The sequence below is a fragment of the Pseudomonas sp. KBW05 genome (assembly GCF_003852405.1).
GTDB lineage: Bacteria > Pseudomonadota > Gammaproteobacteria > Pseudomonadales > Pseudomonadaceae > Aquipseudomonas.
This window is the reverse complement of sequence record NZ_QAJM01000009.1, coordinates 399,144-417,590: the sequence shown is the minus strand read 5'-3', so window position 1 is coordinate 417,590 and position 18,447 is coordinate 399,144. Positions and strand designations below refer to the sequence as shown.

General features: G+C 61.8%; 14 protein-coding genes. 8 read left to right on the top strand and 6 right to left on the bottom strand.

What is annotated here, in order from left to right; translation table 11 throughout:
- The first annotated feature begins 73 nt into the window (after positions 1-73).
- Entirely contained in the window at positions 74-1,492 is a 1,419-nt protein-coding gene (locus DBR46_RS10675; protein ID WP_124526147.1) for an amino acid permease, read from the top strand.
- Here the strand turns inward: DBR46_RS10675 and DBR46_RS10670 are convergent.
- The 5 genes from DBR46_RS10670 to DBR46_RS10650 form a co-directional block, all read right to left on the bottom strand.
- A complete protein-coding gene (locus tag DBR46_RS10670) occupies positions 1,480-7,998 on the bottom strand; it encodes an NEL-type E3 ubiquitin ligase domain-containing protein (RefSeq protein ID WP_124526146.1) in 6,519 nt (2,172 codons plus the stop codon). The genes DBR46_RS10675 and DBR46_RS10670 overlap by 13 nt on opposite strands.
- Before the next feature lie 69 nt (positions 7,999-8,067).
- The gene (locus tag DBR46_RS10665) at positions 8,068-9,183 is read right to left on the bottom strand and encodes an OpgC family protein (RefSeq protein WP_124526145.1); all 1,116 of its coding nucleotides are present in this window, start codon (positions 9,181-9,183) and stop codon (positions 8,068-8,070) included.
- A gap of 125 nt (positions 9,184-9,308) precedes the next feature.
- The gene (locus DBR46_RS10660) at positions 9,309-9,605 is read right to left on the bottom strand and encodes a cupin domain-containing protein (RefSeq protein ID WP_124526144.1); all 297 of its coding nucleotides are present in this window, start codon (positions 9,603-9,605) and stop codon (positions 9,309-9,311) included.
- Between the two features lie 63 nt (positions 9,606-9,668).
- Positions 9,669-9,953, bottom strand: coding sequence for a putative quinol monooxygenase (locus tag DBR46_RS10655; protein ID WP_124526143.1), 285 nt, complete (start codon positions 9,951-9,953; stop codon positions 9,669-9,671).
- Between the two features lie 11 nt (positions 9,954-9,964).
- The gene (locus tag DBR46_RS10650; RefSeq protein WP_124526142.1) at positions 9,965-11,584 is read right to left on the bottom strand and encodes an FMN-binding glutamate synthase family protein; all 1,620 of its coding nucleotides are present in this window, start codon (positions 11,582-11,584) and stop codon (positions 9,965-9,967) included.
- A gap of 181 nt (positions 11,585-11,765) precedes the next feature.
- Here DBR46_RS10650 and DBR46_RS10645 point away from each other — a divergent pair, with 181 nt between their 5' ends.
- From DBR46_RS10645 to DBR46_RS10625, 5 genes are all read left to right on the top strand, one after another.
- Positions 11,766-12,038, top strand: coding sequence for a type B 50S ribosomal protein L31 (locus DBR46_RS10645; protein ID WP_124526141.1), 273 nt, complete (start codon positions 11,766-11,768; stop codon positions 12,036-12,038).
- Between the two features lie 167 nt (positions 12,039-12,205).
- Positions 12,206-13,546, top strand: coding sequence for an HD domain-containing phosphohydrolase (locus DBR46_RS10640; RefSeq protein WP_124526140.1), 1,341 nt, complete (start codon positions 12,206-12,208; stop codon positions 13,544-13,546).
- 185 nt (positions 13,547-13,731) lie between these two features.
- The gene (locus DBR46_RS10635) at positions 13,732-14,145 is read left to right on the top strand and encodes an NUDIX domain-containing protein (protein WP_124526139.1); all 414 of its coding nucleotides are present in this window, start codon (positions 13,732-13,734) and stop codon (positions 14,143-14,145) included.
- Between the two features lie 24 nt (positions 14,146-14,169).
- Positions 14,170-14,808 carry a LysE family translocator gene (locus DBR46_RS10630; RefSeq protein ID WP_124526138.1) on the top strand — a complete coding sequence of 213 codons (639 nt, stop codon included), beginning with the start codon at positions 14,170-14,172 and terminating at the stop codon, positions 14,806-14,808.
- Positions 14,805-15,311 carry a GNAT family N-acetyltransferase gene (locus DBR46_RS10625; RefSeq protein ID WP_124526137.1) on the top strand — a complete coding sequence of 169 codons (507 nt, stop codon included), beginning with the start codon at positions 14,805-14,807 and terminating at the stop codon, positions 15,309-15,311. The genes DBR46_RS10630 and DBR46_RS10625 overlap by 4 nt, the downstream gene beginning before the upstream one ends.
- Positions 15,312-15,448: 137 nt before the next feature.
- On the opposite strand, the gene metR is transcribed toward DBR46_RS10625, so the two are convergent.
- Positions 15,449-16,366 carry a transcriptional regulator MetR gene (gene metR, locus DBR46_RS10615; protein WP_017736266.1) on the bottom strand — a complete coding sequence of 306 codons (918 nt, stop codon included), beginning with the start codon at positions 16,364-16,366 and terminating at the stop codon, positions 15,449-15,451.
- A gap of 182 nt (positions 16,367-16,548) precedes the next feature.
- On the opposite strand from metR, the gene DBR46_RS10610 reads away from it, so the two are divergent.
- Together DBR46_RS10610 and DBR46_RS10605 are read left to right on the top strand one after the other, a co-directional pair.
- A complete protein-coding gene (locus DBR46_RS10610; protein WP_124526135.1) occupies positions 16,549-17,568 on the top strand; it encodes an alpha/beta fold hydrolase in 1,020 nt (339 codons plus the stop codon).
- 55 nt (positions 17,569-17,623) lie between these two features.
- Positions 17,624-18,277 carry a DsbA family oxidoreductase gene (locus tag DBR46_RS10605; RefSeq protein WP_124526134.1) on the top strand — a complete coding sequence of 218 codons (654 nt, stop codon included), beginning with the start codon at positions 17,624-17,626 and terminating at the stop codon, positions 18,275-18,277.
- The last annotated feature ends 170 nt before the right edge of the window (positions 18,278-18,447 follow it).

Here is an 18,447-nt window from a genome sequence, read left to right as displayed (position 1 = left end):
AAGGGCGCTGGCTTACCGGCCTGCACCCTGGAGACTCTGCGGATACTCCAATAACAAGATGAGGTTGTACCCTATGCCAGTCGGCAACCCACTGCCCCACGGCGAGACCGCTCAAGGCGGCCCGCTCAAACGCGAACTCGGTGAACGTCACATTCGCCTGATGGCCCTCGGCGCCTGCATCGGTGTCGGCCTGTTCCTCGGCTCGGCCAAGGCTATTGAAATGGCCGGCCCGGCGATCATGCTGTCGTACATCATCGGCGGCCTGGCGATCCTGGTGATCATGCGCGCCCTCGGCGAGATGGCGGTGCACAATCCCGTCGCCGGTTCGTTCAGCCGTTATGCCCAGGATTACCTCGGCCCGTTGGCGGGCTTTCTCACCGGCTGGAACTACTGGTTCCTGTGGCTGGTGACCTGCGTTGCGGAGATCACCGCCGTTGCCGTATATATGGGCGTGTGGTTCCCCGACACGCCTCGCTGGATCTGGGCCTTGGCCGCCCTGATCAGCATGGGCACCATCAACCTCATCGCCGTCAAAGCCTTTGGTGAATTCGAATTCTGGTTTGCGCTGATCAAGATCGTCACGATTATTGCGATGGTCATCGGCGGCGTCGGCATCATCGCGTTCGGCTTTGGCAATGATGGCGTGGCGCTGGGGATTTCCAACCTGTGGGCCCACGGCGGCTTCATGCCCAACGGCGTGCAGGGCGTGCTGATGTCGCTGCAAATGGTGATGTTCGCCTACCTGGGCGTCGAGATGATCGGCCTCACCGCCGGTGAAGCGAAGAACCCACAGAAAACCATCCCCAGTGCCATCGGCTCGGTGTTCTGGCGCATCCTGCTGTTCTACGTCGGCGCGCTGTTCGTGATTCTGTCGATCTACCCGTGGAATGAAATCGGCACCCAGGGCAGCCCGTTCGTGATGACGTTCGAGCGCCTGGGCATCAAGACCGCTGCGGGCATCATCAACTTCGTGGTGATCACCGCCGCGCTGTCGTCGTGCAACGGCGGTATTTTCAGCACCGGGCGCATGCTCTACAGCCTGGCGCAGAATGGCCAGGCCCCGGCCACGTTTGGTACCACCTCGCGCAACGGCGTGCCGCGCAAGGCGCTGCTGTTGTCGATCTTTGCCTTGTTGTTGGGCGTGTTGCTCAACTATTTGGTGCCGGAAAAAGTCTTTGTCTGGGTGACCTCCATCGCCACCTTTGGTGCAATCTGGACCTGGCTGATGATCCTGCTGGCTCAGCTCAAATTCCGCAAAGGCTTGAGCCCGGCCGAGCGGGCGGCGCTCAAGTACCGTATGTGGCTGTTCCCGGTCAGCTCCTACCTGGCGCTGGCGTTCCTGGTACTGGTGGTGGGCCTGATGGCGTACTTCCCGGATACCCGCGTGGCGCTGTATGTAGGGCCGGCGTTCCTGGTGCTGCTGACCGTGCTGTTCTACGCGTTCAAGTTGCAGCCGACGAATACCGGCCGCGTGGCGCCTCAGACTGTTTGAGCTTGACCGACCCGTTGCGCCCCGCTTTGGGCCGCACGGGTCAACTGGTCGACCAGACGGTTGAGTTCGGCGGTTTTTTCCTCGTTGATGGATTGGCGCCGTTCCTGGTAATCCATCGAAAGAGGGTCGGGCACCTCGCGCCGGAGTTTATCGAGCTTGTAGCGGCTCACATCCTCGATGGTGACGAAGGGCTCCGGAATGTTGTGCCGCAGGTACCCGATCCAGAACTCTTCCATCAACAAGGCGTTTGCTGCCGCGCTGGTTGATCGCAACTCGCGCATGGCCGTGCGAATGGTGGCTACGTCTTCGGGTGTGAGGTGATCGCCCGGGCTGTAGAGCCGTGTTTCCTGCAGGATGGGCAGATCAAATTCGACGGCCAGTTTGAGCCGCAGGGCCAACTTCACCTCGACGTCGTCGGGTTCCTCGCCCTGGTTGCGCAACCGCTGCAGATGGTCTTCGGCAAACTGGTCCAGGCGGCTCAGGTAGAACGAGCCGTTGGCCAGCGCGAGCAATTCCTGGTTCGCCTGGTTGGTGCTGGGCCGTGACTTGGCCTGGTGTTGCTTATGCTGTAGCTCCATGTCGATAAAGATCAGCAGGGCGCCGTCGCCACAGGTGCCGGCCACGTAGGTATGCAGAAAAATGTTGTGCCGCAGCTCATGGGATTCGGCCATGGCCTGGAGCACGCGCCACACGCGTGCCGTCAAGTTACTGCGGGTGGCCGCGCTGTGCTTGTAGTCATGCGCATTGGTTAAATCCCGCAGAACCCGGAACACATCATCGGGGCTTGCACCTTCATGGTCCTTCAGTTGTTCCCATACGGTCCGGCGTTGCGCGTGGTCGGCTTGCGGAACCCCTTCCAACCAGCGGCCCACGTCATTCGCAGAGGGCTGTACATGCAAGGCACCCGGCATTGCACCGCCAAGCAGCGTGCCGGTGCGCCGGGCGTAGTCGGTCAGCTGTTGCACCGTGGCGTCGCTCAAGGGGTTTTCATGCAGGATAGTGCCGCGATTGGCGCTGCTCATTAGTGCGTTGGTGAACAGGGCTTCGGGCACGGTGGTGATCTGGTTGTGCTGCAGGAGCAAGCTGTGCAACTGGGTCAGGTTTTCGGCACCGATGGGCCATTGGCTGATACCCGTCTCTTGCAGGTTCAGGTTCAGCAAGTGGTGCATGCCGGCGACGTCCGGCGTCAATCCCAGTGGGTTGCCGTCCAGGTTCAGTTCTTGCAGATTGGTCAGGCCGGCCAGGCGTTGGCGTGACTCCTCTGTGAGGACGATGTTGTTATCGTTCAGGTCGAGGATTTCGAGTTGCGTCATGTGGGTGATGCTATCGGGCAGGTGGGTCAGCATGCAGTCCAGCCGCAGCGACTTGAGGTTGGCGAACTTGCTCAGGAACTCGTTGCCGGTGGCAGGGAAGCCATTGGCGGCGATTTTCAGGTATTCAATATGCTCGAAGCCTCGGGTACCGAGGATGAAGTCCGGGTCCGGCAGGCTGTTGCCGTTCAACCACAGGTCCAGGCTGTAGACATCGAATAGTCCGCCGGCGATGACTTGGCGTGTTTCCCGTCGCCAGGCACTCAGGATTCGCTCCGCCACGACGCGCCGATGGCCCAGGTTCAGGCCCAAGACGTCGTTGGCGTCGACACCCTGTTCGCTGTGCGCCCACTGGTCCAGGCCGTACCGGAGGGTCGCGTACTCGGCCTTGCGTCGATCCAGTTCCAGCAAAGCTGCTGGTTCATTCAGGCCCAGGGAGTCGATTAATTGGTTGGCGTCGGCGCGGCCCATCCTGGGGTATAGCTCGCGCACCTTGCTTACCAGGTCCACCGCGGTGTGGCCGCCAAACGGCCATAGGTTGCGCAGGCTGAAGGGGTAGGCGGTGAACGAGCTGTCGACCCGCATCGGCGGCTGCAACCAGTACGGAATGTGCGCAAGACCCAGCAGGTCTTTGATGGCGGTGCGTTGGTTGAGTGCAATGTCGGCGATCGCTGTGCGTAGGGCCGTAACGTCGCCGCTGTCGTCCAGGCCCAGGGCTTCGCGCTGGGGGTCGTCGAGTACACGCCAGACGGCCGTGAGCAAGTCGGTGGTGAGGTCGCCTGCGTCCGTGATCAGCTTGCCTTCGGCGTCGTACGCCTGATAACGCCCATCGATCTTTGCCAGCACCTTGCGCTCCATGCCCGTCAGGTACCCGGCGCTTTCCAGCAAAGGCCCGGCGGCACTTTTCTGGTGGATGTCCACGCGTACATCGGTAGGCCAGCCAGGGATCCGCTTGAGCGTATGCAGCATGATCTTTTCACTGTCGGGGTTGTTCAATGTACTCAGGTACAAGCCTTCGAAGGCGCGGTTCAGGCGCAGGTCATTCGCGGTCAGCCTGGCTTGTTCTTGCAGGCGCAGCGGCACCTGGTCCTTGTCGTTCAGGTGCTTGAGTTCCTTGGGGGTGGCATGGTCGAGCAGTGCCTGCAGGGCGCTGGCAGGCAACTGCGGGTAGTGGCTGCGCAAGCGATTGTGCAGGCCGTTGCCGTTGCGCTCGCTTTGGGCGTACAGCGTGTCGAACAGCTGCGTGCGTTCGCGGTAGGCGTGCTCGGCGATTTTTTTTGCCAGTTTGAACAGCCGCTCTTGCTGACCCTCGGGCAATTCGCCGAGCAGGGCGCGGGTGAGTGCGTCATCGCGGACCAGGTTGGTCAAAGGTTCAACGCTGCGACTCTGCGCTTGTGTCAGACGCACTTTCTGCGGCGCACTGGCGTTGTTGGCCGGGTAGTGTGTGACGGCGCGCCCCTGCTCATCGACCACTTGCAGCACATGGCTGGCCGGCCATTGTGGCAAGGCACACACCAGCAGCAATTGCAGGGACGGCCGCGCCGTGCGGGTGGCGGAGTAGGTGGTCATGGCCTTGATGAAGTGCAGGATCTGCCCCTCGATGGCAAAGCGTTTGCTGCTGTCCTTCAACAGCGGTGGCGGTGGCAGGCCGGCGCAATGCACTTCGCGTAGGGCGCGGGCCGGGGTGTCGGTCAGCTTGAGGATGCGTTCGGCGGTGGCCTGGTTCACGTTGAAGTCGCCGGAGCCCAGGCGGGAGAACAGGTGATGATCGTCCCAATTCAATGGGCTTTCACTGTCCAGGCGCCACGCACCATGGCGGTTGTGTTCCAGGCGTGGGGTATCGACGCCGACCTTCTGCGGATGCTTGAGGCGCCATTTGCGCTCCTGTGTGTCGAAGGTCACCGGATAGAACGAACCGTACAGCGCCATGAGCAGTTCGCCTTCCAGGTCGTACAAACCTTCGGGGTTGGGTTTGAGGTCCAGCGGCAGCACGCGGTTTTGCTGGTATTGCCCCAGCGAATGGTCGAGCAGGCTGACCAGGCCAGCAGGGCTGCGTCGTTCACTCATCAGGTCGCCCAGCGTGGTGCGCAGGCCCTGGGCATCACTGGCGGAACTCATGCCGAGCAGTTCGCGCTCGTGGGGTTGCAGCACCGAAGCGATGGCCAGGTAGAAGCTGTCGACGTCCGGCGATACCGGAATCGTTCCGGCGTTGCGCATGTCGTAGGCCTCGTAGCGGCCGCCGCCGTAGTGCAACAACTCGACCGTGGTGTCGTCGGGGCCGGTGTTTTGGTAGCGCATTTGCGCCTTGCCGCTGGCCATTTCGGTGACCACGAAGTGACGATCAAGGCGCTTGAGCAACAGGCTGCTGGAGAACTCCCGTGCCCATTGATCCACGTCGTCGCTGAACGCGCGCGGGTGGTACAGGCTGTCGATCACCGCATCGATGCGCAGGGCCGTACGCTGTTGTTCAAGGTATTCGCGTACGCTCTGCGGCAACTTGCCGTCCTTGAGGTAGGTGCTTTGCTGTGCCGGGTTGAGCGGGGTGTGTTGCAGCAGTTGCGCGAGATTGGCAGCGCTCAACGGTGGGAACTGCGCCTGTAGTTTGCTCAACAGCGGGGTCACCTGCACACCGTTGGTGGCGGCCTTGATCGGTACAAATACCCGTGCCGCCTCGCCCGCCGGCACCTGGTCTCGCGCCTGGCCGGCATAGCGCGTCAGGGCTGTGAACAGGGCGATACGCGCCTTGCTGGCCAACGCGCTGATTTGCACACGCAGGCGCGCAATGCGTTGGGCTTCGGTGAGATGCGGGCTGCCCTCCTTGCCCAGTTTGGAGGTGGTGGGCTGCTGGCGGATGATCAGCTCGAAGAGAGACTCTTGGGTGGGAACATGGGTATCCGGTGCATCCAGGGCGACATAGGTGCCGTCGTCCCTGCGCTTGAGGTTGATCGCCAGTGTGGCGCTGTCGCTGGCGGCATGGCTTTCGAGCAGGGCGCCTAGTGCGTCGTGTACATGGATGACCGCTTCCCTGGGCCATTCGGGCAGTTGCGTGAGCAGGCTAAACACGGCACTGCCTGCGTGGTCGGGCATGTAGCCGTGCCGGTGGAAGTCTTTGCCCAGTTGCTCGATCACCCGGTCGACTTGCACCCGCCTGCTCGCTTCGATCAAGTTGACCGGCGGCGTTTCGCCGGCCCAGACGTTATCCAGGGTGACGCGGGACACGGCGGTGCTGCGCATGAAGTTGCGGATTTGCACGGCGGGCACCGGCGCTTCGCCATTGGGCAGCATCTGCCCGATCAGTTGGCTGTCCGAGAGCTGGCCGGCGCCGTGCAGGTCCAGTACCCAGGCTTGGCGCTTGGGGTCGAACACAATCGGTGCGGCGAAGCCATTGCCATTCTTGCGTTTGAGCACGAAACCCTGGGTCTTGGGGTCGGGGCTGACTTGCGCCACGACCTGCAACTCGCCTTGCTGTAGACACACGTAGTGGCTGCCATTGATTAGGTACAGGCCCTGGGCGTTCGGCACCTGGCCGTCGAGCATGCGTTGGTCGGCGATGGCGTAGGGGCTGATGTCGGGCTTCCACAACGTGTGTGTGCCATCGCTGCGTGGCACCTTGCGTGGGTTGCCCAGGCGTTGCAGCAGGCCCTCGATACGCTGGCGATGCACGCGCCCGGCGGTGGAGATCAGCAGGCCATTGATCGCCAGGTCCGCGACGTCGGCCATGGCGGCGGCAAAGTCGCTGGCTTCGCCCTGGGCCGCTTTGTCGATACCCACGATCAGGCTGTAGGCCAGGTTGGCGAATACCACGACTTGCATCAGCCGGTTCAAACCGGTGACACCGCCGGGCACGGGCGTGATCAACAACTCCATGATCTCGCTGGCAATCGCTGCGGCGCCGTCGATCACGCCTTGCAGGTCACGCTCCGAACGCCGTGTGGCGAGCATGCCGAGGTTGGCCTGGTAATGCTGGATATGGCGCGCGCTCAGGGCCTGCACCAGGCTCACTGCACGTGCCGGCTTGGGGTCGTTGACGAAGCGCAGGTGCTCCAGGGTTTTCTCCGGAAACAAACTGTGGAACCCATCGTAGAGAAAGCCCGCCACCAGGCTGAGGCCTTCTGGACGAGGTTCTTCGCGCAGCAGGTCTTTGAACAGATTGATTTGCGTGACAGGCAGTTGTCGCGAGAACCAACCGAGGTCGCCGTCCTGATGGCTGCGCTTGAGGTCGTCGTTGAACTGCGCCCCGGCGCTTAAGGCGTCGCGGTGATAACGCATCGCGCCACCAGGGCGGAACGGAAAGTAGGAGACCACGCCCAGGCTGCCCACATGAATCAGCAGCAGCGGTACGGGAATGCTTGCACCCGATGGCACGAAAGGCACGGCCTGGATGAGGGTTTTGTCGAGGTCCATGCTCAGGGTGTCGAACGGTAGCGCTTTGCCGCTGGTGTTGATGGCCGCGACCAGCGCGTCGTACATCGCCTGCGTCACGCCGCTGCTGGCGCGGTTGCGATAGGCCTCCAGCGCTTCAAACAGCAGGTGGGCGCGGGCGCTGGTTTCGATCAAATCATGCAGCTTGCCACCAGCGCCGAGGGTGTTGGTCAGTTCTGCCTGGAGTGCTCCGCCCAGGTCCAACTCGCGGCTGATGGCGATAAATTGGCTGACGGTCAGTTGTTTTTCATCGACCCCGGTGAGGTAGGACGCGTCGACGTAACTGTGCCCCGAGGCTTGCGGGTTGCCGGTGCCGAAGTCGAAGTTCAGGCACGCCGCTTCCCACAGCGTCAGCCTGGAGACATGCGTGCGGTATTTCCATGCGTCCACGGCGCGACGAAAACGCGGGGATTGGGCCAAGCCGTCGATTGCACTGCTGCGCGGTTCCCAGGGCAGGGGCGTATCGAGTTTTTCCAGGTAGCGGGTATTGATGAAGATTTTTTCCGGATCGAGGCCGTTGAGCTTGGTCCGCAACTGGGCCAGGCCGCGAGTCTTGAACTGTTCAATATGGGCGGCGTTTTCCGTTTCTACCGCCTTGAACGCGGCGACGGCCTCGCGTTGCAGGCGCACGTAATCGCGCTGCTGGGCGAGGCTCAGGGGGCTCATCGATTGCGTCAGGGTTTGGCGCAGCAGTTCCAGGGCCTGTTGCCGGCCCCAGGATTCGCTGGACTGCAAGTGGCCGGACAGGCCGTTGAGAAGGTGGTGGTTGGGCATGGGCCGTTTCCTTTCACAGTGAGATGTGGAAGGAAATGGGAACACTCGCCCAACCCAGGCGGGCGCTACCTATATAGCGCGACGTTGGCTCAAGCGCTTATTCAAGTCCAGCCAGGCGCCCAGTGCAGCCATCAGCAGTACACCGACCAATGCGGTCAACAACTGCATCGCCAGCGCATCGCCAGCCATGGCGTTGAGCATGTCGGCCAATGGCGCGAGCAGCACGCCCAGGCAGAACACTTCAAGGGAGAAGCGCCCCATGCGACAGACTTCGGCGGCCACCGGGTTTTGCGTCCAGGCTGCGGTGGGCAACAGCTTGGCGGTGACGTAGGCCAGGGCAAGGAAGTGCAACAGGCGCACGGGCGACAGGTCGGTCTTGCTGATGGGATAGATCAAGTCGCTGAGCCACGCCGGCATCAGCGCGTCGTGGATCTCGGGCCAGCGCCACGCTACAGTGATCACGCCGGTGACCACCACGTAGACAGCCGCCGCGACAAACAGCGGCTGGCGCTGCAGGGGCGGGCTCTGGGCAGGCTTGGGCTGCTCGCTGCGAATAGCCGCCGCACCGCCCAGTACAAACAGCAACTGCCAGGTCACAGGGTTGAAATACCACACGCCATCCTCGATGGCCCGCAGGTTCCAACCCATCCAGGGCGCCAGCAGGTACACCGTCAGCGACACCGCCACCACGACCAGCGGCCAGCGCAACATCAGCGGCAACACCAGCGCCAGGCTAGCCAGCAATACGATGTACAGCGGCAGTGGGTCCATCAGGTTGGGCTTGAAGCGCAGCAGCAACTCATCCAGCAACGCCTGCTGCGGGTGGGTGATGAAATGGGTCATGCCCATCTCTTGTACGAGGTCGCGGGTTTCCACATGGCTGTTGGCGAAAAACACGATGCCCATCAGCATCGCCAGCAAAAAGATGTGCACCACGTAGAGCACCCAGGTGCGCCGCAGGATTTTCAGGCAGGCCATCCAGTAGCCTTCGCGTTGCAGGACCTTGCCGTAGGCCATCACCGAGGCGAAGCCGGCGAGGAACACAAAGACTTCCGCCGCGTCGCTGAAACCGAGGTTACGCAGGGTGATCTGGCCGAGAGGGTTGTGGGGGACGTGATCCCAGAAAATGAAGATCAACGCCAAGCCCCGAAAAAAGTCGATGCGTGGGTCGCGTCCGTTCAGCATGGCAGCGGGCTCTTGTACAAAAAATGTGAGTAATGACGGGCAGGCGCGAGTGCGCCTCACGTCGGGCGGGCGCAGGTTGGCGGTATTTGTAAGCAAATGCAAAGGTTGGGTATTACTGAATGTCTCTAGACATCAATGATCACCAGGGTACCTTGGCTGCCGGCGAGGACCCCATGGGCAATGCCGGCTTCGACGAGGTACATCTGGCCGGCCTCCACGCGGATGGCCTGATCGGCGATGCTCAACAGCAGATGGCCGCTAATTACCAGCAGCCCCTCGTTGTAGTCGTGGGTCTCTTCCTCATAGGCCTGCGCATCCATGCGCAACACCTTGATGTGCGCCGGGCCGACCTGGCCCAGGCGCGTGGATTTCCAGGTGCCGGGCAACTGTTCGGCAATGGCAGCGAAGTCCAGCAACGGCATGTGAATCTCCTTGTTTCAACGATGCCGTCGGTGGTCCGGTTCAGCAGGGATTAGGTGGTTGGCTCAGAACGCATTCATCAGCAGCACTCGGCACGGCTTGGCTTGATACGCGTTGATCTGCGGCACCAGGCGGGTGAAGTGTTCGGTTTGGCAATGGGTGTCGAGGGCTGCCTGGTCGGGCCATAACTCGATGAAGATAAAGTGCCCGGGGTCTTTTTGATCGATGAACAGATCGTAGGCGATGCACAGCGGTTCCTGGCGGGTTTTTTCCACCAACTCGGCGTACCACCCGCGCACGGTTTCCACGTGTTCGGGCTTGATGAAATCTTCGGCGATAACTTTCAACACGGTGCGGCTCCTTAAGCGGCAACAACGTCGTGGGGTTCAAAACTGTCGGCCCGCGCCATCTGCCACATGCGCGAATAAAATTCGCCGTTCACTTCACCGGTCAGCAATTCGCCGGGCTTGAGGAACACATGCAACTGCGAGAACAACTTGATCTCGGTCGCCGACATCCGGCGTACCAAGTGCTTGGCTGACAGTTGTGACGGATGATCCAGGCCAGCGGCGGCGAGCATTTCGGCGAGGGCCTTGAGTGTATTGCGGTGGAAGTTGAACACGCGCTGGGCCTTGTCCGGCACCACCAGGGCGCGCTGGCGCAGTGGGTCCTGGGTGGCGACACCGGTCGGGCATTTGTTGGTGTGGCATGACTGCGACTGAATGCAGCCGATGGCGAACATAAAGCCGCGCGCCGAGTTGGCCCAGTCGGCGCCGATGGCCAAGACGCTGGCGATATCGAATGCGCTGACAATCTTGCCGCTGGCACCGAGCTTGATCTTGTCGCGCAGGTTCAGGCCCACCAGGGTGTTGTGCACAAACAGCAGGCCTTCACGCAGCGGCACACCGATATGGTCGGTGAACTCCACCGGTGCGGCGCCGGTGCCGCCTTCCTTGCCGTCGACCACGATAAAGTCCGGGAGGATGCCGGTTTCGAGCATGGCCTTGGCGATGCCCATGAATTCCCACGGGTGGCCCAGGCAGAACTTGAACCCCACCGGTTTGCCGCCGGACAGCTCGCGCAACTGGGCGATGAACTGCATCAGCTCGATCGGTGTGGAGAACGCGCTGTGGCGCGACGGCGAGATGCAGTCTTCGCCCATCAGGATGCCGCGTGTCTCGGCGATTTCCTGGGTGACCTTGTGCTTGGGCAGGATCCCGCCATGGCCGGGCTTGGCACCCTGGCTCATCTTGATTTCGATCATGCGCACTTGCGGGTTCTGCGCTTGCGCGGCGAAGCGTTCCGGGTCGAAGCGGCCGTCGCTGCTACGGCAGCCGAAGTAGCCGCTGCCCAGCTCCCAGGTCAGGTCGCCGCCGTGTTCACGGTGATAAGGGCTGATGCTGCCTTCGCCGGTGTCGTGGGCGAAGTTGCCGAGCTTGGCGCCTTGATTCAGCGCGCGGATTGCGTTGGCGCTCAACGAACCAAAACTCATCGCCGAGATATTGAACACCGACGCCGAGTACGGCTGCGTGCATTGCGGGCCGCCAACCATCACGCGAAATGCGCTGGGGTCACTCAGCGGCGCCGGGCGCATGGAGTGGCCGATAAATTCGAAGCCCGACTGATACACGTCGATCAGGGTGCCGAACGGCTTGTCGGCGGATTCGTTCTTGGCGCGCGAATACACCAGCGAACGCTGGGCGCGGGAGAAGGGCAGGGCGTCGCTGTCGGACTCCAGCAGGTACTGGCGGATTTCCGGGCGGATGGCTTCCACCAGATAACGGATATTGCCCAGGATCGGGTAGTTGCGGCGCACCGCGTGGGGGCTTTGCAGCAGGTCGAAAATGCCGATCAGGCTGAGAATGCCGGTGACCACGGTGATCGGCCACAGCCATTCATGCTGGATAAACGGAAGGCTGGCGAGGGTGAAAATGACGCACACGGCAAAGAAGGCGTAACGGCTTAGCAAAGACAGGCTCATACGGTTTCCTTGGGTTCGGACTCTTGAGGTCGATCCGCCATTCTGCGCCAGTAAGGAAACCACAGACAACCTAAGGGATTGTTCTGCATAGAATCGGCGGGTCTATTCTTATTGCAATCGGTTCTCGTTTGGGTGCATTATTTGCGTTACTGTATAACATTAACTATGCCCCGGAGGCCCTATGAAAGCTGGAATCCATCCCGACTACCGCACCGTGCTGTTTCACGACACCGCCGCCGATGTGTTCTTCCTGATCGGCTCCACCGCCGACAGTGACCGCACCCATCAACACAGTGATGGCAACACCTACCCGTACATCCCGCTGGACGTGTCCAGCGCCTCGCACCCGATCTACACCGGCCAACAGCGCAAGACCCAGGTCGAAGGCCGGATTGCCGGGTTCAACAAACGTTTTGCGTCGTTTGGCTCGAGTCCGAAAAAAGCCGACGCGTGAGGCACACAGGTTTCACTTCGAAAGCCGTTCTGGTTTCTGGAGCGGCTTTTTTGTGCATTGATATCGTAAGGCCATCATTTTCAGCAAAACCTACTAAACTACTCAGTAATCGCCAGGAAGGCAGGCCCATACCCTAAGGAACGCACACCGACGATCCGAGGTGTCCCATGGGAGAGTCAGTTACCTTTACCGATGCCGACCGTGCCGTGGTGCTGTTGATCGATGCCCACCCGGACGTCCTCCACAGCCTCACCCAACTGCTGCGGCTGGAGCCGTTCGACCTGTACAGCGCCACCTGCGCTGCCGATGCCTTGGCGATTCTCGCCGACCAACCGATCGACCTGGTGATGAGCGCCGCGCGTTTGCCGGACATGGACGGAGCTTCGCTGCTGGCGCATATCCACCAGCACTACCCGCACACCGTGCGCATCCTGCTGACGGGCGAAACCGACCTGACCCTGATCGTCAAAGCCATCAACGAAGGCGAGATCTACCGCTACCTCAGCAAGCCCTGGAACGACGAAGAGTTGCTGCTGGCCCTGCGCCAATCCCTGGCCCACCAGCATTCCGAGCGCGAACGCCTGCGCCTGGAGCGGTTGACCCTGCAACAGAACGAGGAGCTCAAGCAGCTCAACGCGTCGCTGGAAAAACACGTGGCCGCGCGCACCAGCGAGTTGCAGCAAACTGCCGACATGCTCGACCTGGCCTACGAAGAACTCAAACACAGCTACGCGACCGGCACCGAAGTGTTCTCGCTGCTGGCCAACCTGCGCCTGCCACGCGCCAAGCAGACCAATCGGCAGATCATTGAACTGGTGCGTACCTGGTGCGTGGCCCACGGTGTGGATGACGCCAGCAACCGCGACCTGACCATGGCCGCCGCGCTCTACAACATCGGCAAGTTGAGCTGGAGCGACAGCATGATGGCCTCGCCCTCGGACCTGCTGCACAGCAGTGACCGCGAGCGGTATCGCGCCTATGCCACCCAGAGCGAATCGCTGCTGATGACCCTGGACCCGATGAAAGATGCCGCGCGGCTGATCCGCCATCACCAGGAGCGCTGGGACGGCAGCGGTTTCCCGGATCACCTCAAGGGCGAGGCGATTCCCGCTGGCTCACGCCTGCTGAAACTGGCGGTGGATTTTATCGAGCTGCAAAAGGGCCTGATCCTGGAGCGGCAGATGAACAGCGATGAGGCGTTGCTGTACATCCGCAAATACGCCGGGCGCCTGTACGACCCGGTGATGGTCGAGGATTTTGTGCAGGTGTGTGCCACTTACCTCAACGACGTGACCTTGGGGGACCCCAATGTCAAAGTGCTCGGCACCCGGGAGCTTGCGGAGGGCATGGTGCTGGCGCGCAGTTTGAATGCAGATAACGGCATGTTGCTGCTCAATGCGGGCAAGGTGTTGAACTTGCCGTTGGTGGATAAGTTGATTGCCTTTGAAACCATGGAGGGCGCGCGCTACAGCGTGTTCATCAAAGACCAAACCGTTACTCCCAGTTGAAACGCAGTCAAAAATGTGGGAGCTGGCTTGCCTGCGATAGGATCACCTGGGTCTATCTGATGAACCGAGGTGCCTGTATCGCAGGCAAGCCAGCTCCCACACAAGCCAGCTCCCACATTGGATTGCGGCGTTCCCAACGATCATGTGATCCTTGCGCCCTTTTTCGCAGCCAAGGAAGCCCTCCCATGCCAACCACCATCCGCATCGCCGCCGCCCTCCTGATCGGCAGCGACGGCCAAACCCTGCTGGTGCGCAAGCGCGGTACCCAGGCGTTCATGCAACCGGGCGGCAAGATCGATGCCGGCGAACAACCGGCCGAAGCCCTGGCGCGCGAGCTGCACGAAGAACTCAACCTGCACATCGACCCGAGCGCCGCCGTCTACCTCGGCCACTTCTCGGCACCCGCCGCCAACGAGCCGGGTTTCACCGTGGACGCGCAACTGTTCCAGGTGCATATCGACGTGCCGGTTCACCCCGCTGCTGAAATCGAAGAAGTGCGCTGGATCGACCCGGCCGGCGATGGCGGCCTGGTGTTGGCGCCCTTGACACGTGACCTGATCCTGCCGTTTTATCGCGCATTGCTGACCACCACCGCCTGACGTGCAGGCGCAAAGGACTGAACCGTGATCCCACTCAACGAGTTGCTGATTTTCGCCGCCGCGTGCCTGCTGATGGTGTTGACCCCCGGCCCGAACATGATCTACCTGATCTCCCGTTCGATCTGCCAGGGGCGCAAGGCGGGGTTGGTGTCGTTGTTGGGCGTGGTGGCGGGGTTCTTTGTGCACCTGTTCGCCGCTGCGGCGGGGTTGACGGCGGTTTTTCTCGCCGTGCCGATGGCCTACGAGGTACTGAAATGGGCCGGTGCGCTGTACCTGCTGTGGTTGGCCTGGCAGGCGGTGAAGCCCGGCGCACGCTCGCCTTTCGAAGCCCAGCAACTGCCGCCTGACTCCACGCGCAAGCTGGTGACCATGGGCTTTCTCACCAGCGCGCTGAACCCGAAGATCGCGGTGTTCTACCTCTCGGTATTCCCGCAATTCATCACCCCGGAGCACGGTTCGGTGTTCACCCAGAGCGTGCTGCTGGGCTTCACCCAGATCAGCGTGAGCTTTATGGTCAACGCGCTGATCGCGATGTTCGCCGCGAGTATCGCCAGCTGGTTTATCAACAACCCGACCTGGTTGGCGGTGCAGCGTTATTTCATGGGCTTTGTCTTGGCGGCGCTGGCGGTGCGGCTGATGCTTGAGCAGCGCCGCAGCGCATGATCATCCGCACGCTCGGGCCTCAGGATGCCGAGGCTTATCGAGCGTTGATGCTGGAGGCGTATGGCGTTTATCCCCAGGCGTTCACCTCCAGCGTGGCCGAGCGGGCGCGGATGCCGTTGAGCTGGTGGGAGAAGCGCCTGGACAGCCCGTTGGATTGCTTGCTCGGTGCTTTTGACGGGGATGAACTGGCGGGCATTGTCGGCCTGGCGTACGAGCCTCGGGAGAAGGCCCAGCACAAGGTGACGTTGTTTGGCATGTATGTGAATGCCGCTCATCAGCAACAAGGCCTGGGCCGTCAGTTGGTTGAGGCAGCTTTGGACGAGGCGCGCAAACAGCCGCGCCTCAAGGTCATTCAACTGACTGTCACCGCCGGCAACGCCGCCGCCTTTGCGCTGTACCAGCGCTGCGGTTTCATCCAATACGGCCTGGAACCGCTGGCGGTACGGGTGGGCGTCGAATACTTCGACAAGATCCACATGTGGCGCGAACTGAAGACCGACTGAAATCCAACTGTGGAAACCCTATCCAATGTGGGAGCGGGCTTGCTCGCGAAAGCGGTGTGTCAGTAAAAGATGTTCTAACTGATCCACCGCATTCGCGAGCAAGCCCGCTCCCACACAAGCCCGCTCCCACATTTTGATCAGCGAACGGCGCTGACGCCATCCAATGTCGAAAACGACGTGTCCTTGGCCGTCAGCAAGAAATCGCGCATATACGGCGCATCCAGCATGTCCGCACGAATCCCCGCATACAGCGTTGCAAACAAGCCTTTCTCGCCCAGGCGCTTGGCCTTCACATACCCGCGCGAGCTGTATTCATGCAGCGCCCAATGGGGCATGCCGCACACGCCGCGGCCGCTGGCCACCAGTTGCATCATCATCACCGTCAACTCCGACGTACGCACCTGGGCCGGTTCCACGTCGGCCGGTTCGAGGAAACGCGTGAAGATGTCCAGGCGGTCGCGTTCCACCGGGTAGGTGATCAGGGTTTCTGTCAGCAGATCTTCCGGCACGATGTAGGATTTGCCCGCGAGCGCATGCTGGTTGGCCACCGCAAGCATGGCTTCGTAAGTGAACAGCGGCACATAGGTAATGCCCGGCAGTTCCAGCGGGTCGGAGGTCACCACCAGGTCGAGGTCACCACGGGCCAGGGCCGGCAGAGGCGCGAAGGCGAACCCGGAGGCCAGGTCGAGTTCGACTTCCGGCCAGGCATCGCGGAACTGGTCGATGGTTGGCATCAGCCACTGGAAGCAGCTGTGGCATTCGATGGCCATGTGCAGGCGCCCGGCGGTGCCGCCGGCCAGCCGCGCGATGTCACGCTCGGCGCCGCGCAGCAGCGGCAGGGCCGCATCGGCCAGTTGCAGCAGGCGCAGGCCGGCGCTGGTGAAACGCAGCGGCTTGGTCTTGCGCACGAACAGCTGCATGCCCAGGCGTTCCTCCAGCTCCTTGAACTGGTGGGACAACGCCGATTGCGTCAGGTGCAGACGCTCGGCGGCTTCCACCAGGCTGTCGGCTTCGCGCAGGGCGTGCAGGGTCTTGAGGTGACGGATCTCGAGCACGGGCTCTCCATGAAGGCAATTTGTGACGAATCGGAATCGCGTGAGTTTGTCTCATGTTGCAGGTTGTGTCGACCTTGACCGCTGGGCACTCTTCATCAAACTGTCATGGAACTGTGGCAGCGCGCTTGAACAAACTTCATCAGACTCGCGCTCTACTGGGGTTCTGCGTTTCGGTGTTTTTCATGCGCGTGTTGCTTTTACTGGCCGCTCTCTTGTTCGGCCTGCCGTCTTTTGCGGCTTCTCGATGTGATGTCAATGTCCCGACCCAAACGGTCGATCTGGCTCAGGTGAGCATCGCCTACCAGAGCATCGGCCGTGCGTCCGATCCGGCGTTGCTGCTGGTGATGGGCCTGGGCGGGCAGTTGATCCACTGGCCGGATGAAGTGGTCGTCGCCCTATGCCAACAGGGTTTCCGGGTGATCCGCTACGACAACCGTGACGTCGGCCTATCCACCTGGCGCCAGGCGCCGGCCAGCGCCAACCTGACCTTTGAAGTGCTGCGCTACAAGCTCGGCCTGCCGGTGTCGGCGCCGTATACCCTGACCGATATGGCCGACGACGCGCTGGGCTTGATGGACGCGTTGCAGGTCCGGCAATTCCACGTCCTGGGGGCGAGCATGGGCGGCATGATCGCCCAGCACCTGGCGGCCATGGCCCCGCAGCGCGTGGAAAGCCTCACGTTGATCATGACCAGCTCCGGCGCCGAAGGCTTGCCGGCACCGAATGCGGCGCTGGTGCAATTGCTGTCACGGCGCAGCGCGCCCAACCGCGAGGTGGCGCTGGAGCAGCAGGCCGATCTGCTGGCGGCGCTGGGCAGCCCGAATGTGAAGGATGATCGCCAGGCCCTGCTGCACCAGGCGGCGCTGTCCTACGACCGCGCGTTCAACCCGGACGGCGTCAAGCGCCAGATCATGGCGATCCTTGCCGAGCCGAGCCGCGTGCCGCTGCTCAACCAACTGCGCGTGCCGACCCTGGTGGTGCATGGCACCGCCGACCCGCTGTTGCCGGTGATGCACGGCGTGCATTTGGCCGCGCATATCCAGGGCAGTGAATTGAAGCTGATTCCCGGCATGGCCCACCGTTTCCAGGAAGCGTTCAAGGCGCCGTTGCTGACGGCGGTGTTGCCGTACCTGCAAGCCCATCGCGAAGATGCGGCGCACTGGGCGCAGATTGACCTGGGCGAGCCTTCGAAGGTGCTGTGACATTGGTGTATCGTGCAACCTTTGCGGCGCGTTTTTGCCTACGAGGTGGTTAGCCATGAGTACTCCCCTGAAAATCGATTTCGTCAGCGACGTGTCCTGCCCGTGGTGCATCATCGGCCTGCGCGGCCTGACCGAAGCCCTCGACCAACTGGGTGCCGAGGTGCAGGCCGAGATCCACTTCCAGCCGTTCGAACTGAACCCGAACATGCCCGCCGAAGGGCAGAACATCGTCGAGCACATCACCGAAAAATACGGCTCCACCGCCGAGCAATCCCAGGCCAACCGCGAGCGCATCCGCGACATGGGTGCTGCACTGGGCTTCGCCTTCCGTACCGACGGCCAGAGCCGCATCTACAACACCTTCGATGCTCACCGCCTGCTGCATTGGGCCGGGCTGGAAGGCTTGCAGTACAACCTCAAGGAAGCGCTGTTCAAGGCGTATTTCAGCGACGGCCAGGACCCTTCCGACCACGCGACCCTGGCGATCATCGCCGAAAGCGTTGGGTTGGACTTGAAGCGCGCGGCTGAGATTCTCGCGTCTGATGAATACGCTGCCGAGGTGCGCGAGCAGGAGGAACTGTGGGTGTCCCGTGGTGTGACGTCGGTGCCGACCATTGTGTTCAACGACCAGTATGCGGTGAGCGGTGGACAGCCGGCTGAAGCGTTTGTGGGGGCGATTCGGCAGATCATCAACGACGCCAAAAACTAAAGCCGAACACAGCTTTAAATGTGGGAGCGGGCTTGCTCGCGAATGCGGTGTATCAGTGACGAAAATGTTGACTGACCCACCGCATTCGCGAGCAAGCCCGCTCCCACATTGGTTATTCACTGTTCTCAAAATAGTGGCTGGCCCGGCCCTTGCATTGACCCCCTGAAGCC